We start from the raw sequence: 15,802 nt of genomic DNA on the forward strand, positions 1-15,802 counted from the left end.
AGACCTTGTGAAAACGCAAAAGTAAAAAGGCTACTGCGCTTGGCTTGCGTGCACAGTAGCCTTGATTCCAACTTTAACTACAACATGAATTTGAAGTCGCTGATTCCATTTTGATAGAGGAGCAACTTGGATTAGATGGTTTCTCCACTTGAACTCTGCTGCAGCAGCTATCCCCGCCGGCAACACCAATACCGCATACGCCTGCCTCTGGCAGTTCAAGTTCCACTTTGCCGAGTCCATATCACCAACCAGAGCTGCAACAATGGATCTTATTTGCTCGTAGCCCGTAAGCGTATTCACGGTGTTCTTACAGGGATTTACTCATTGTGTGGAATGGGAAATTGAAAAGTGGAGATTATTTAGGAGTTTTGACCACGAAATAAAAATAGCCTTGGGGAAATGAGGCCACTGAAAATCTGTCGTTTTTAAATGCACAAGCATGTCTCTGCACAAAACAAAGGCTAATTCCATTCGAGATTGAATGAGAATTAGCCTTGTTTTATGCATTTTCTGCCCTATTCTACTTCATTAGTTTCAATATCCGCTTCACATTGACCGTGAATATCGCCACGGCACCTTGCATCTCCATTCCTAATAAACCCGAGGCATCGGCTACATCATACCCGTGTCGGTGCTTTAGTTCGCTATTCTTCGCTTCAATTTTATAGCGTTCTTTTGCCTTCTCTTTGAAGTACTCACTATCTTGAAATTCCTTTTGTCCGCTATGTTCTGCTGATTTAATGCTAACCGAGTACGTCTTTGTCTTTGCTCCTTCTTTATAGCAGCCATCTTTGAAAGGACATTGCTGACATTTGTTTATATCAAAATAAAAGGTGTTGACTTGGTTTTTCGCTACATTCTTTGTTCCAGTTCTTGCCTTGCGGATGGCCATATGTCCAGCTTTGCACACGTACATGCCTGCATCTTTATTGAAATCAAATTCGTCCTCTTTACGACGAGCGCCATCTGAAATCATTGGATTTAATTTGGATACCAATTTAAGTTCGTTTTCATTGGCGTACTGGATATTATCCTTTTCTGAATAAGCGGTATCCCCAATAACGGTGTCAATCTCCATACCTGTTTCTATACTCTTCTCAATCAAGGTTTGCAATTGCTTTCCATCATTCTTTTCTCCCGTTGTCACGATAGCGGCAGTGATGATTCGCTCTTCATTCATGGCAATATGTGTTTTGTAACCAAAGAAGGAAGAATCGGCTGACTTGTGTCCCACACGAGCATCCGTGTCGTTTGAGAGTTGCAATTGCTCATGATGATCCGCTACTATCTCTTTCAAGTAGTTCAGCTTTTCCTGAACTTTTGGATATTGGCTGATGGCTTCTTCCTTTTCAACAACCGCAATCACTTTTTGACAATACGCCAATTCATCTGTTAATTCGTTGGTTGTTGTTTTCGATGGAAATTTCTCTTTCATTGATTCGTCGATCTGGTAGACAGCTTTGCGAAGTAATTTTGATTTCTCGATTAAGAATTCCTTCGGCGATTGCTGATTATATCTTGCTTTTGTATGTGTCGCATCTACGATGATTGATTTGCTTTTAATGAGTTCTTTTTCCAAGGCGATTTCTACTGTTTTTTGGATAAGCATATCGAGCAGATGGATATCTTTCAAGCGAAGCTTGCGAAACTTCGTTAATGAACTGGGATTGATAACCGCGTCTTCTGGCGCCATATCTAAGAAATATTTAAAAGACATGTCGTATTTTGAGCGTTCAACCACATCTACGTCCGATAAATCGAAGATGGATTTCAATAACAAATATTTAAACATCCGAATAGGGGGAACAGCATTTCGACCATTGTCCAAACAATAATTCACTTCTAACTCTTCATGGATAAAAGAGAAATCCACAAGGTCATTAATCTCTCGAAGCATATTATCTTTAGGGACAACGATATCGTATATGCCCATATAAGGACTAAGGTTTAAGCTTTGTTGATTTGAAATCATCCGGGTCACCGCCTGTTTATTGTTACCTCTATTATACAAGAAAACAGGGTACTCTTCCGCATCTCTGCGGAAGAGTACCTTGTTTTTAATTAAAGGACTTTTTCAGTGGCCTCGGGGAAATCTCCAAGGCTTTAATTGATTATAATGATATTCGAAATTCTAAAGCTTGTTCATAAGATTCGAAACAATAAAGTTCATAAACGTGTTCCATGCTGTCAGCGATTTTTTCGGCTTCAGGAGCAGTTACATAAAGCAAATAAGTTCTCATTCGGTCGTACTGATTAATTAGATGCCAACATTTCGATTCGATTATAGGGGGGACCCCATATTTCAACAAAGAATCCTCCGCACAGTATAAAGGACACTTAAACTCCAGGCAAACATTTGGATATAAAGAACAGCTTGAAGTACAATATGAATCAATAGTCTGAAGAATCCTGTGATATTCGTTCTCTGGGATGGAGATATTCTTTTCCAATGTCTATAACCTTTCGTTAGAATTGCCGCCGACAACAATAAGCATACAAGCACTGAAAGTTCTATGTCAAAACAGCATATCAACGGAAAAGACAGCTATTAAGAGTGAAAATATTTCAAACTAAAAATTAATTGCCTTTTTTCACGATTTCTCGAACAACCCTTTTTGCATCGTTACCCGAACCTCGAATCGTAGCCGAAGCAAATGACGATTGAAATGGTATCCCTACAAAATAGATACGCTCAGAAGTAGTCTCTAAAGGAGCCCCTGCTTCATCAAGCACGTTTAGTTCAGAGAGATATTCGTAATTCGGAACATAACCGGTCGCAAATAAAACGGCGTCAACACTTTCAATCGTATCGTCTATCCATACAACCCCATTTTTCGTAAATGCTTTGAACATAGATTTAGAGTTCGGTTTATTTTGACCAATGGCGTCTTTATAAACCCCATTGTCTATGACGCCATCGCTTCTTTTCTGTAACAAGCGTTTACCCCACGATGATTTATCTAACCTCGTAATGGTTAACCAGAAATGAATATCCTTCCCACCAATGATTTGGGGAATAAATTTGAGTGGACTTCTTGTAGCAATTGTAACATTTGCTGTTTTGGCAAGTTCAACAGCGATTTGGACAGCTGAATTCCCTCCCCCAACCACAATCATGCGCTGATTTTTGAACTCCACATCATTTCGATAGCCTTTTGAATGCAGCAGTCTACCTTGGTAATCTTTCATCCCTGGAATGTGAGGGATATTGGGTTTGATAAAAGCCCCACTAGCACAAATAATGGAACGGGCATAAAACTCTTCGGCATTAGCCGTCCGAATAGTATAAATCCCTCTTTCTTTTTGTATCGCTATGACCTCTTGACCGTAGCGGATCGGGAAATTAAATTTCGCCGCGTAAGATTTTAAATACTGAACCACTTCATCTCTGCGTGGATAATAATTTGATCCACCTGGAAATTTATATCCTGGCAGTGAAGAATACGCTGCGGGTGAAAATAATGTTAAACTATCATAATAGTTAGCCCATGATCCTAAATGCTCCGGACTTTTCTCCAATATGATAAAGTTAAGTTTTGATTGTTGTAAGTAATAGGCTGAAGCTAAACCTGACTGCCCTCCTCCAATAACGATTGAATCATATATTATGTTTGTCATTTTATAAGCCTCCGTAATGGCGGTAGTTATAAGAAAGCTACAATCCATAGCTATCTGGTGCAGTAAAGTATTTAATTGCAACAAGAGGATGACGTCGTCGTCGTTTCTGTCTTAGAAGGTGCTGCGCAACAAGTATCCGTAGATTCTTGATTAGTTGTAGGTTCGCAACAACTGTCTCCGCCGCCGACACCAATACCGCAAACACCAGTCTCCGGTAATTCCAGTTCTACTCTGCCCGCAGACTCCATATCACCCACTAGAGCCGCTACAATCGATCTGACTTGTTCATACCCGGTCGCCATTAAAAAGGTCGGTGCTCTGCCATAACTTTTGGCTCCCACAATGTAGAAATCTTTTTCGGGTTGCCTTAATTCCTTCTCACCATGGGGTCTGACCGTACCGCAGCTATGCACATTGGGATCAATTAATGGTCCAAGCTCATACACGCTTTCTAAACTTGGATCTATTAGGACCCGCACTTCCCGAACAAATGAGAAATCAGGACGAGAACCGGTATTAACGACGATTTCATCAATGCCATCGATAACCGTCTTTTCTGATCCGATCATTCCAGTAACTTGAATTTGACCATCACGTTTTTTAAGTTCCTCAATAAAAAACGGTGTCATCACTTTTACAGTGCCGGACTCCACCACTTTTTGAATGCGAATGCCGAGTTGCCCTCTAGCAGGTAATCCATCCATGTCCCTTCCACCGTAAACATCTTCAAGGTTTTGTTTTCGGATTGCCCATACAATCTTGGTATCGTTAGCTTCGTTTTGAAGCTCAGCCAGCTCCAACAGAGTATTAATGGCGGAATGTCCGCTCCCTACAACAAGGACATGTTTGCTACTGTAACGACCTTTATCCCTACCTAATACATCTGGTATTCCGTAATAAATTTGTTTGTCTAGAGCTTTTTCATCCAACGAAAAAATACCATCAGAGCGAAGAGGATTCGGATTCGACCACGTCCCCGTAGCATCGATAACCGCTCTTGCTTCAAATACTTGTTGGTTGCCATTTTGAGTTACATGAACGGCAAACGGCAGCTGATCACGACCGATTGTTTTGACTTTACTTAACCCTTTGCGACTAATTGCCGTCACCTTTGTATTCAAATGAAGATGTGGGCTAATTAGGGACAGTTCAGCTAGAGGCACTAAGTATTGTTCAACCAGTTCTTCACCTGTAGGAATTTCATTATTTTGAGGATCGACCCATCCTGATGAAAGGAGTAATTGTCTTGCCGTTTTATCGATGTTGTGCTCCCACGGCGAAAATAGCTTTACATGCCCCCATTTTTTAATATTAGCCCCGACTTCGCTCCCTGCTTCAATGAGTAGAAATTTCTCACCTTTTGAGATAAGATGTGCAGCTGCCGCAAGACCCACCGGTCCAGCTCCAATAATGGCGACAGGCAATGTATTCTTTTCTTTCACTACCTCACAGCAGCTATATTGGTTAACAGGAATACTTTTTATCATGTTTATTTCCTCCTAATATTATTTGCAAATTGCAAATATAAGTGATTTTTAAAGGGATAAATAATTATCCCAGTGGTGTACAACATACTTTTGATTTTGCCATGCTTTCATTAAGCAGTTTGATGGAGTTTATAACCATATCTCGTTCAAACTCTGACATATGTGAAAAGACTTCTTTTAAGTAGTCATTCATCTGTGCATCAATGACCGTTGAAATGTACTTACCTTCAGTGGTTAAAGATAAGATGTAAATCCGTCGATCTTCCGGAAGCGGCGTTTTTTTAACCACCCCCATCTTTACAAGGCTTTGAACCTGGCGGCTAAACGTTGTGATGTCTATCGATAGCGAATCCGCAACCTGTTGAATGGACGGATTATGTTTGCGGTCTATCTCATAAATAATATGGCTTTGAACTAAAGAAATATCCACTCCCCCTGCGGTGCAGCAGTTTTTATCCAATAGCCCAAAACGGCGAGTCATGATTTGAAAAATCTCTCTTAGGTTCTCCAATTACTTCACCTCTTGATTTAGTTATACTCCAAACATTTGTAAATTACAAGTAATTAGTTGTTTAGCTCTTCCCAACAATACATTATTATTGCGATGATCGTAGCGATATTTATTGGTCTTATTGATTTAGTTATATCTTACGGTTATGCCTATGCCTCACACTTTTTCGGTTATGAAACTATTCAGTCAGGTAGTAATCAGGTAAGTTTCGATATTCCTGCAATGTATGAAGAAATCTTAGTCCGATTCACTCCTTTTGGGCTTGTTCCTGTATTTGAAATGGCTCATTCATAATACAAAGGAAGAAATAATGATAAAAAAAGAGGTGGATTAATAAACATACCACCAACTTAGGTGGTATATATTCGAATGGCTTAGTTTTACATTCTCACCCTTCTCTCTACCATGGACCGACGCTTACATCGTTTCCACTATACTTCTTAGTGGTTAATTATACGGCATATTATTTCTTCGATTATTTATCAACAGTAATGGCTCATTTAACGTTTAATATATTATCTGACCCTGCTCTTGATATTTTGTAATCCTAAAAGATATATTTAACAAACAATAAGCCAACATATCTTATACATGTCGGCTTATTATTAATTGAAAATTTAATTAACCATTCAACTAGTTTTATATAATTGATTGAATCAATTTCATAAATATAAAGCCTTGCTACGACTAGCTTCTTAAGGCATAGAAAAAGGAGTACCTCCCCAAATCTCGAATAGGTAAAGTTACCACACCATACCAAAGAGAAAAGGAGGAACTCCCTATGCCGTATATTCGACATGAGAGCTTATTTACCCTGCAAGAGCTTTATCAGATGGAACAAAAAGATCGTTTTAGGGAGATTTTTTCTACCATTGAGATTACGCCTATTTTGCGTTTGGTCAGGAAAACATCTCTTTATGGGGCCCCCATCGAAGTGAATTATAGGGCGATGGTCTATTCCTTGATAGTCAGGATCATGGAACGTATCCCTACGATTAAAGACTTAATCAAGCGACTTCAACATGACATCTTATTCCGTCTTGATTGTGGGTTCATGCTCTCTGAGCCCATTCCATCTGCCTCTTCCTACTCTCGGTTGGTACGCAAGATGAGCCAAGGTCATGCGCTGGAAGACATGCAAGAACAGTTGCTAAAGCAAGCCACAGTAGAAGGTTTTATTACAGATGATACGGTCGCCATAGATGCGACCCATATCGAAGCTCGGGATCAAGCACCTGCAAAGCAAGAAAAGAGAAAAACAGAGCCGAAAAAGCGTGGACGAAAATCAAAAGTTGATCGTGAAGCTTGGCTGGAACAAAAACAACAAGAAGAGGAACAAAAGTCAATCTTCGAAAAAGAAATCGCTGCACAACTGGATGAACCATTCCATCTTCTTCGGGATCAAATGCCTCTTGACCCGAAATGGGGAGTCAAGAAGAATAGTGATGGGAAAAATATCTTCTGGTATGGCTATAAAGGTCATCTTGCAGTAGGAACTAAGAGTCAATATATCCTTGGAGCCATGCTCTCTTCTGGGAACTTGAATGATGGTAAAGCCGCGATTCCGCTCCTAAAAGGGGTTGCTTTGCAGTATCCAAATTCCCATTTCAAATATGCAGCCATGGATGCGGGTTATGATTATGAGCCCATATATAAGCAAGTTCGAGAAGCGAAGGCTCATGCCGTTATTGCTTATAACCGTCGGCGGGAACCCGAACTTGTCGGGTTTGATGAACACTTCGCCCCAACCTGTGTTAGAGAGCATTCTTATCGTTATGAAAGCTACGACTCGAAATATGAAACGCTCAAATACGTTCGACCTAAAGAATGTGAGAGCTGTCCATTAGCGCAAGATTCACTTTGTCAGAAGGTTTACAAGATGAAGATCACGATTGATCTTAGAAAGTATACAGCTCCGGCTCGAGGCTCGAAACTTTGGAAAGAAATCGCTAAAAAACGATCCGCAGTCGAAAGAGTGAATGCTTACCTAAAGGAATTCTTCCAGTTGAACAATGTGAGACATCGAACAGGTCAAAAAGCGAAAGCACATTTTAACTTGGTAACGCTGGTTTATAATTGCACAAAGTTAGTATGCGATCGTCTAAGTCGCCAATTACAAGAACTAACAGCATAATTTTAAAAAACGAAAATGCTCAAATTCGGTTAGTCTACGATTCTATAACTAAGCATTATGAAATTGATTCGATTAGCAAATCAAAAATTGGACATATAAAATAAAAAGGTATTATTAGTATTTCGATTCGATCGTCGACCTAGTAATGACGGTCTGTCTACAGAGCGACTTGATCTTTTTTCTAATGGGGGCACTGAGTGAAAGCCTGTACCTTACTGCATTGGTAAACTTGAAGTAATATTCAATAAAATCAAAAAGCCCTTAGCTTGATTCCTAATTTACCATTAATGAATCGAATGGTGATTGCATATAAATTTAATAAGTCATTAACTGCAGGCGGTGAATAGTTCATGAAACTTTGGGATCAAATGACAGAAAATGAGCGAAATGAAATTATTGCCGAGAAAATCCTTGGCTGGGTCAAAAAAGATAATCAATGGTATAAACCTTCTGTAAGCGAAGATGATCAGGGTCCTATGACCATGCTTTCCTTCTCCACTGATGACACATGCGCACTGATGCTATTAAAACAATTTGATACATATCAAGTAACCAAAATGTTTCCTACTAGATACCGTACCATCATTAATGCCAACAAAAACTTTTCTATTGCTCCGACGTTCGCAGAATCCATATGCAGAGCTGCACTTAAAGTATTTGATATTGAATCATAAATCCTTTTTAACCTAAGCTTCATTTACGAAATCCATTCTTTTTATCTTCCCACTTTTCAATTGTGGGCTCTCCAAGATATAAAGTTGAATGTCCGATTTTATGTGCTCATTTTTCTTGATGAAAAGTTTTACAAAATCCATATCGTGCGTAGAAAGTATTAACTGCTTACTCAATTTCCCTAACACATCGCAAATGGCAAATCTGTTGACATCATCCATGTTTTGAATGGGATCATCAATAGCGACAAAATCAAGTTTACTTAATTGTTGAGATTCATTTATAGCAAGAAAAATAGCAATAGCTAAAACGTTTAATTGTCCTGAGCTGAGTGTATGCTTAACATTTGAGAACATCGATTCGTTTTGCAATGGTATTAAAATATTTAATTCCCCATTTTCGCCTTCAAATTTAATAACATTGTTCGAAGGTAACGGGTTTAAGTACCTATAATATTTTTGAATAAGAGATTCTGAGGTGTTTAAAAAATCTTTTGCTTGCGTACCCAAAGCTCCACCGATTTGGTCGGTAAACAAATTTGTAGATTCTAAAACCCGTCTACAGTGCTGTAATTGCTGTTTTATTTTCTCTTTCTCTTCTTCAAATTTAACAATATCACTTGACACTTTCTCGTTAAATTGAAGTGTGCGCTTTAATTCAGATGCTCTTGACAACAACCTTATTTCCATCTCTATTTTAGCTTCTACATTTTCAAATGATGTTAAAATTTCACTGATGGGGTCTACAACTGCTTCATATTCATGAGGTATTTTTGATAATAGCACGAACAACTCGTCATATTCAGCTTGTTGAATCGTATTTATTGTTTGGAGACGTTTTATATACTCACTAATTCTAGATTGAGCACTCTGAATGTTTATTGCATACTAAAAGTGCCGAGTGTTGCAGCGTAAAAATGCTCAAGTAACGGCAAAGAAAAAAGACACTTGCCAGCACCCTATTATCCTCCTATCGTTAGGTTTGCGAGAACTGACGAAGGAGACTGGAAGGAATGCTGAAAATGCCTCAACAAGAGTATATCAAATTTCTACGTGAAGCAGAAGGACTATCGGTGAGCGATATCGCTAGGCAGGTGGGTGTTCATTGGAGAACAGCCAAGCGATATGCGGATCAGAGTGATTGGAACAAAAGACTTGGTAAACGCAAGAGCAGCAGCCCAGTGATGGGGCCGTACATGGAGATTGTGGATGCTTGGCTGGAAGAGGATCAATTGCTCCCGCGCAAACAAAGGCACACCGGCGTCCGAATCTTTCAACGCCTGCAAGCAGAGTATGCGTTTACTGGCGGTCAACGGACGGTCCTCTCTTACGTCCAACTGCAGAAGAGCAGAATGCAGTTAGAGCGTGCGAAGACATACGAGCGACTTGAACATCCACCAGGAGAAGCACAAGTGGACTTTACTACAATGCAAGTCAGTCGCGATCAGCAACTCGTGACCTACAAGCTCCTCGTTGTCTCCTTTCCATCCAGCAACACGGCGTTCGTCTACCCAACACCGGCGGAGAACCAGGAATGCTTCCTTGAAGGGATGAAGCAATGTTTTCAGCAGATGGGCGGCGTTCCGCGGCGCATTTGGTTCGACAATCTTTCGGCCGCTGTCGTCCACATTGAAAAGCATGGTGAGCGTCAGCTCACAGAGGGCTTCCAACGCTTTTGCGCGCACTACCGGATAGAGGCTGTATTTTGTAATCCGTATAGCGGTCACGAGAAAGGGCATGTGGAGAGCAAGTGCGGCTACGCCAAGCGCAACTGGGCGGTACCCATTCCACTTTACGAAGACCATGAGCAATTGGCCGCGTATTTCGCCGAGAAAGCCCGGCAGGACCGCGAGCGATTGCACTATGCCAAGGGTGTCCGCATCGCCGAACTATGGGAGGCTGACCGCGTACAACTGCTGACATTGCCAGAAGAAACCTACGAACCGTTCCGACTTGGCGCAGCGGTCGTAAACAAGTACGGCGAGATTCGATTTGAAGGCGCCACCATCCCGCTAGTTGGTCTCGTTTCGCCAGGTAGCGAAGTTCTGATCCAGACTTTCTGGGACCGACTCACGATCTTGACGACAGAGCATGAACGGGTGAGGGAGGTGCCGCGTCCATATACCGGCAGAACAGCCGAGGTGCCGTGGGCACAAGTCTTCGCTAACCTGCTCCGAAAGCCGCGCAGCGTGAGCCATTCGCAGTTCATTCGGATGCTGCCGGAGGTGGTACAGGTTTATGCCAGTGTTGCTGACCTTACCTCACGTAAGGAGCGGTTGCAAGCGCTAGCGCATTGGTGCGGCGTCTACTCGATCGCGCAGATCGCCGAGGTGCTGACGACAGCATCGAGCGAAGCTACAGTCACGCAATTAACGGCCGCACTTGGACTCGTGCAAGCAAACCGCGACATACCGGCAGCGTGGAGCGAAACGCTCTCTCCGCCAGGCGCCCAAGCAACGGTAACGCTACAGCAATATGATCGACTAATGGGAGTGAGCTGATGATGAAACCGGAACTGGCAGACCTATGCAAGCAGCTTCGTTTGGCCCACGTAGTCGATTATGTAACGCAGCAACAGGATGAGCAAACGCAAGCGTTTGTCGAACAATTGCTACTGGCGGAGCGCGAAGGACGACGACGAGCCCGGCTAGGGAAACTCGTGCAACAGGCTGGATTCCCGCATTTAAAAACCTTTGAGGGGTACGTTCGAGAGCACATTTCATTTCCCGTCGGTTGTACGCTTGAGACGTTGCTCGATATGAGGTGGCTGACGCAGCGTGAAAATTTGCTACTAATGGGGGCGGTTGGGACAGGTAAGACGCATATGGCAACTGCGCTCGGCGTAGAGGCATGTAGGAGAGGATATGGCGTTCAATTTTTTCGAGCTTCCGATTTAGTGTCATTGCTGCAAGAGAAGTTTGCGGCGGGCACGCTCAGCCGCTTTCGGGAGAAGCTGAAAAAGATGGATCTCATCATTTTGGATGAAGTGGGCTATGTTCCGTTTAGCCAAACGGGCTCAGAGTTGTTATTTAATGTGATTGCCGATTGCTACGAACAGCAGAGTGTGATCGTCACATCCAATCTAGAGTTCGGTCAATGGACATCGATTTTTGGAGACACGAAACTGACGTCCGCTTTGGTAGATCGCCTTGTGCATCACGCGCATATTCTTTCATACACGGGCGATAGCTTCCGGCTCAAGCAAGCGATGGAACGTATACCGCAGTGACAATTTCACTGGCAAGCGGTCTTGGCATTTTCCGCTGCATATTTAAGCATTTTTCACTTGCAAAAAACACTCTGAAGGCGTTTTCGCCGATTCACAATTGCGTCTTGAGAGAGATCACCTACATGCTGTGTTCCTAATTCATTAAGTTTTGTTATCAGCTTGTTTTTCAATTGGTTTACTTCTTTAATTATTGTTATTGTATCATCTAATTGTTTCAGCTCATTTTTAATCAAATCATTTTCCTTATTGATCTCTTCATGCGATTTGATATCAAATAAATCAACCTTAAAAAGAGAATTAGACTTAATAACCTCAAGCTGCTGTTGGGCATTTTCAATTAATAATTGCAATTCATTTTTTTCGCTTTTTGACTTATTCATCTCAATTTCTATTGCATGTTTTCTCGCTTCAAATCTATTTTTTTTGTCCATAAGTTTTGCAGCCGCAGAAGCATTTTCACTCACTAGCATCTGATACTTATTAATATTATGATTAATTTCAGTTTGTAGATGTTCACCATGATCCGCGGAACATACTGGACATTTTCCGTCGCTATTGTGTTTCACTACATATTCCTGAATGTTTGATAAATCGTTAAGTAATTTAGCTATGACACCGATTTCATCATCATTTAACAACACAAGAACGCTCGCGATTACACCATCCAATCGAGTCATCTTGTTAAGTAAGCGCTCATCTTTATTTTCAAGGGCAGTGAGTTCCCCAGCTCGCTGGGTAGTTTGTAGTAACGATTGATATTGTGCTTTGGAAGCGATAGCAAATACAAGGCTAGACAACTGATCTCGTTTTGGCTCTGCTGCGTTAGCAATATCAATAATTTGAGTGCTTTCTGAAAAACCAAACACTTTAAGTAAATCATTTTTTTCTTTGACTTGAACAGTTAAAGCAGTTGCTTCTTCCATTAATTCGGTTTTTTGGGTCAGATTATTATGTAGCGATTTTACTCGGGAGTTTAATTGTTTAAGTTTTTCAATATGTTCTTCTACTGATCGAATGTTGGCACGCTGCGCGTTAGCATTCTCTTTTGCACCTGAAATCGTTAAATATCCTTTTTTTTCAACATCTTTTAACACATGTTTTGCTTGATTAATTTGATGCTTTAGTGCGATCTTTTCTTGCTCAATTGTAGGTAATACTTTCTCAAGTGTTTGTACATCCGGTATTTGCTGAATAACATTTTGGATTTCTATGAGCAACTCCGACTCAATTGGGATAAGATCTTTTGAACGTAGCTGTATACTCTCAAAGTTTCGCTGTTCCTTATCTTCTAGTTTACTTTTAGAATTTTTAACTTCATTTTGAATTTCCTTAAAATTTTCATACATATAGAGGACATTCTTAAGCCCCATAATATCAGCTAGCGAATTGAATCGTTCTTTTGGATCATCTTTAGAAATAAAATCCGTAACTTGATCTTGTGAGAGAATATGAGATTGTTTAATTAAATTACCGAAGAGATCGGAGTTTGTCGCCCCCGCATACGTATGTTTTAAAAAAACATCTACATTTTCTTTGCCTCGTATTACATTCCCATCGTTTGTATTAATTTTAATAGTTTCTCTTCTATATTCACGGTTCACTATCTTAAAACTTCGAGATAAAACATTGCCTCCAAACACAATTTCTACACAACATTCAGCATTCTCAAAATCACAGTTATGGTTTATAACGCTTTTCCGTTCAAAAGTTTTATCATATCGACTAATATCACCAGTTAAACACCATTCAATAGCATCAAAAAACGAACTTTTTCCAAAGCCGTTTGAACCATATAATATAGTTATTGTTTTATTTAAAACGAATTCATGTTCCCCTAAATAGTTTCTAAAATTTTTAATTTTCACTGTATCAATGTTCATACGTTTTTCCCTCATTAGTTAAGATTAATTCTACAACATCTTTTATGCTTTGCCTATTTAGACTCGTCGTATGACCATCAAGTCTTTTAACTTCCTCTAAAAGAGTACTAATGATGGCATCAGTCTCAGTTAAGCGAGTGGTTAGAAATACCGGGTTGTCCATTTTCTTTACTGGGATGTCATCCAAAAAGGGAACTCTGTTAAGGTCACTCTCCAGCCTTATGACATATTTACGTAATGAAGCGGAGCTCCGTTCAATAAAGAATGCAAGATCATCTTCAATATTATCCTGAGTTGAACATAGAATATAATATGAATTCCATATATTCGCACCTATCTCCATTAGTAATCTACGTATGATCTGACACTCATTTTCAACAGATTCAATGGACATACCATCGTCCCAATTTTGCAGAATTACATGAATTTGATTATTTGTATAACAGACTACACCTAATTGATTGAATTGGAAATGTTCAACTTGGGTAAACCCTGTTTGATTTATTGTTGTGTACACCTTCTCATACGTTTGCATTTTCCCCACCCTATTCTACTGTAGCCCAGTATTCTCTTAATGCTTGACGCATTGTATCTATATCTGGCTGAAAAAAAATTCCATCAAACTCTTCCTTCAATTTCCCGCCAGGAATAATTTCCAAGACGATATTTACTTTACTTATATCTTGAGTGCTACCTAATTCACTGACTTCAGGTTCGACTTCTTTAATTTCGTGTATTAATTTTTCGCTATTACGACCACGAAACTCACCTTGCAATACTGTTTTTAGTGGTTGATGAATCAATTCAAGTTGCTGCAGTGGTTCTGTGTGATTGAGAATGATATCTTCGATCTTTTTCACACCAACTTCCAACGTATCCATTCGACCTAAACTAAGAAATGATAAATGCCTCTTACTAATCTCTTTGACTAAAAAAGAAGAGTATTTCTTCGATATTTTAACCATGTCCTCATAAATAAATATCAAAAGTAAATTAGCACTAAATAACTCAATCAATCTATTATTTTGATCAACTTCATCTATAGATTTAAATATCATTGAATTTTCTTTCCCGTCAATATATCGATTAATCAACTGACGAATCGATCCCCCATTTTGAACCCAATCAAGAAGTGATTTTTTATAACTAAAAATATCAGCTTCAATGTCCGGATAGTGATCTATTGCTTGTAGCTGGTGACATAAAGAATCAAAAGCCTTTTCTATTGCTGTCACACTTCCATGCCTTCTAACTACTTGGTCTGCTCCATGCATTAAATTATCATGCATATTTTGTAGCAACCCGTCCATTTCCTCTTTTCTAATCACCAGTACCTGGTTATTTCCAACGCGAGCACATTTGTTCATCAATATTCCGATAAGAGAAAAAAAATGATCCTCTGACATTAGAAACTCTTTTTGAATACGTTTACTAAATTCAACAAGAAGATAATTTATATATCGTTGTATGCCTGGCAGATCTCCCTTTTTTTCTATACGAAATCGAGATAGAGCTTCCTTTATAGATTCACCGAGATCACTAACAGTATCAATTTTTTGTCCATCATTTGTATATATTTCTTCCGTCATGAATGATAGCAGACCATCATCATCCGCCAGTTCTATGCCGAAATTAACGTTACTATTGTAATGATTTAATTCGAAACCTCTGTCATTCTTTAAAATAATGTAACTTGTGATAAGCTCGAATTCAGTTTTGTAACTAGAAGGTGGAAAATGTTTTGCTTTAAAAAGCAATTTGTCAAGCCAGCTGTTATTGACTAGTATATCAACATTTTCAATAGTCTTTTTCTTTCTATCGATAAGCCCCGTTTCAGACACTTTCATATGAGTTTTCTGGCTTGATTTGACCTGGATAAATCGTATATGATTTTCTTTTCCGACGATAATATCATCATGAAGCTCAACAGCCACAAAATCCCACTTTCCATCAAGCATCTCAATGACATATTCCAAAGCAACTAAAAATTGATAATAAAAACCGGCAAGTGCTGTTCGACCACCGATTTCGTCTGGATTTAGATTTAGGAGTTCATCTATAAGGTCAAGGCTACGACCATCATTAATTTTCTCAATAAATTCATTATTTTGATGATCATCATCATGTTCCAATTGTGAAAGTATTGCTGTAACTTTTTCAATCATTCGTCCTTTTACCCCTTTTTCCAGTGATACACATCTTTTATCGGAGACACCAACTAGACTAACTCATTCGTTTGTTCAAACAACGAAGTGAAAATTAATGTTGTAGG

13 protein-coding genes are annotated in these 15,802 nt (G+C 39.7%); 4 read left to right on the top strand and 9 right to left on the bottom strand.

What is annotated here, in order from left to right; all coding sequences use genetic code 11:
- Nucleotides 1-30: 30 nt before the first annotated feature.
- The 5 genes from MHI37_RS27870 to MHI37_RS27890 all read right to left on the bottom strand — a co-directional run bounded on the left by MHI37_RS27870 (nt 31) and on the right by MHI37_RS27890 (nt 5,616).
- Nucleotides 31-300, bottom strand: coding sequence for a hypothetical protein (locus MHI37_RS27870; RefSeq protein WP_076336745.1), 270 nt, complete (start codon nt 298-300; stop codon nt 31-33).
- Nucleotides 301-520: 220 nt separating this feature from the next.
- Nucleotides 521-1,972 (bottom strand): IS1182 family transposase, encoded by a 1,452-nt coding sequence (locus MHI37_RS27875; RefSeq protein WP_342556520.1) that lies wholly within the window; start codon nt 1,970-1,972, stop codon nt 521-523.
- Between the two features lie 605 nt (nt 1,973-2,577).
- The gene (locus MHI37_RS27880; protein WP_076340163.1) at nt 2,578-3,618 is read right to left on the bottom strand and encodes an NAD(P)/FAD-dependent oxidoreductase; all 1,041 of its coding nucleotides are present in this window, start codon (nt 3,616-3,618) and stop codon (nt 2,578-2,580) included.
- 71 nt (nt 3,619-3,689) lie between these two features.
- Entirely contained in the window at nt 3,690-5,105 is a 1,416-nt protein-coding gene (locus MHI37_RS27885; protein WP_083676610.1) for an NAD(P)-binding domain-containing protein, read from the bottom strand.
- 64 nt (nt 5,106-5,169) lie between these two features.
- Complete coding sequence (locus MHI37_RS27890) at nt 5,170-5,616, bottom strand: MarR family winged helix-turn-helix transcriptional regulator (protein WP_076340164.1); 447 nt, start codon at nt 5,614-5,616, stop codon at nt 5,170-5,172.
- 781 nt (nt 5,617-6,397) lie between these two features.
- Between MHI37_RS27890 and MHI37_RS27895 the strand changes: the two genes are divergently transcribed.
- Both MHI37_RS27895 and MHI37_RS27900 read left to right on the top strand, forming a co-directional pair.
- On the top strand, nt 6,398-7,750 hold the full coding sequence (locus MHI37_RS27895; protein ID WP_076340184.1) for an IS5/IS1182 family transposase: 1,353 nt from the start codon (nt 6,398-6,400) through the stop codon (nt 7,748-7,750).
- A gap of 350 nt (nt 7,751-8,100) precedes the next feature.
- Nucleotides 8,101-8,424: a hypothetical protein gene (locus MHI37_RS27900; RefSeq protein ID WP_076340178.1), complete on the top strand. Its 324-nt coding sequence runs from the start codon at nt 8,101-8,103 to the stop codon at nt 8,422-8,424.
- A 12-nt stretch (nt 8,425-8,436) separates the two neighbouring features.
- Here the strand turns inward: MHI37_RS27900 and MHI37_RS27905 are convergent, their stop codons facing one another.
- A complete protein-coding gene (locus tag MHI37_RS27905) occupies nt 8,437-9,207 on the bottom strand; it encodes an AAA family ATPase (protein ID WP_144023841.1) in 771 nt (256 codons plus the stop codon).
- A gap of 227 nt (nt 9,208-9,434) precedes the next feature.
- Between MHI37_RS27905 and istA the strand changes: the two genes are divergently transcribed.
- Both istA and istB read left to right on the top strand, forming a co-directional pair.
- Nucleotides 9,435-10,922 carry an IS21 family transposase gene (gene istA, locus MHI37_RS27910; protein ID WP_342556521.1) on the top strand — a complete coding sequence of 496 codons (1,488 nt, stop codon included), beginning with the start codon at nt 9,435-9,437 and terminating at the stop codon, nt 10,920-10,922.
- On the top strand, nt 10,922-11,650 hold the full coding sequence (gene istB, locus MHI37_RS27915) for an IS21-like element helper ATPase IstB (protein WP_342556522.1): 729 nt from the start codon (nt 10,922-10,924) through the stop codon (nt 11,648-11,650). Before istA ends, istB begins: the two co-directional genes overlap by 1 nt.
- 53 nt (nt 11,651-11,703) lie before the next feature.
- On the opposite strand, the gene MHI37_RS27920 is transcribed toward istB, so the two are convergent.
- Genes MHI37_RS27920 through MHI37_RS27930 form a run of 3 tightly spaced genes read right to left on the bottom strand, consistent with a single transcriptional unit; the run spans nt 11,704 to nt 15,695 of the window.
- Nucleotides 11,704-13,530, bottom strand: a complete 1,827-nt coding sequence (locus tag MHI37_RS27920; protein ID WP_076339535.1) for an AAA family ATPase — start codon at nt 13,528-13,530, stop codon at nt 11,704-11,706.
- Nucleotides 13,520-14,065 carry an ABC-three component system middle component 1 gene (locus tag MHI37_RS27925; protein ID WP_076339534.1) on the bottom strand — a complete coding sequence of 182 codons (546 nt, stop codon included), beginning with the start codon at nt 14,063-14,065 and terminating at the stop codon, nt 13,520-13,522. Before MHI37_RS27925 ends, MHI37_RS27920 begins: the two co-directional genes overlap by 11 nt.
- A 10-nt stretch (nt 14,066-14,075) precedes the next feature.
- Complete coding sequence (locus tag MHI37_RS27930; protein WP_076339533.1) at nt 14,076-15,695, bottom strand: dsDNA nuclease domain-containing protein; 1,620 nt, start codon at nt 15,693-15,695, stop codon at nt 14,076-14,078.
- Nucleotides 15,696-15,802 lie beyond the last annotated feature (107 nt).

Origin of the sequence: Paenibacillus sp. FSL H8-0548 (assembly GCF_038630985.1) — a bacterium.
In the GTDB taxonomy this organism is placed as follows: Bacteria; Bacillota; Bacilli; order Paenibacillales; family Paenibacillaceae; genus Pristimantibacillus.

Bases quoted from the DNA above. Each gene is read 5' to 3' on its own strand.
- MHI37_RS27875 (WP_342556520.1), bottom strand. From the start codon at position 1,972: ATGATTTCAAATCAACAAAGCTTAAACCTTAGTCCTTATATGGGCATA.
- MHI37_RS27880 (WP_076340163.1), bottom strand. From the start codon at position 3,618: ATGACAAACATAATATATGATTCAATCGTTATTGGAGGAGGGCAGTCA.
- MHI37_RS27885 (WP_083676610.1), bottom strand. From the start codon at position 5,105: ATGATAAAAAGTATTCCTGTTAACCAATATAGCTGCTGTGAGGTAGTG.
- MHI37_RS27895 (WP_076340184.1), top strand. From the start codon at position 6,398: ATGCCGTATATTCGACATGAGAGCTTATTTACCCTGCAAGAGCTTTAT.
- MHI37_RS27900 (WP_076340178.1), top strand. From the start codon at position 8,101: ATGAAACTTTGGGATCAAATGACAGAAAATGAGCGAAATGAAATTATT.
- istA (WP_342556521.1), top strand. From the start codon at position 9,435: ATGCTGAAAATGCCTCAACAAGAGTATATCAAATTTCTACGTGAAGCA.
- istB (WP_342556522.1), top strand. From the start codon at position 10,922: ATGATGAAACCGGAACTGGCAGACCTATGCAAGCAGCTTCGTTTGGCC.
- MHI37_RS27920 (WP_076339535.1), bottom strand. From the start codon at position 13,530: ATGAACATTGATACAGTGAAAATTAAAAATTTTAGAAACTATTTAGGG.
- MHI37_RS27925 (WP_076339534.1), bottom strand. From the start codon at position 14,065: ATGCAAACGTATGAGAAGGTGTACACAACAATAAATCAAACAGGGTTT.
- MHI37_RS27930 (WP_076339533.1), bottom strand. From the start codon at position 15,695: ATGATTGAAAAAGTTACAGCAATACTTTCACAATTGGAACATGATGAT.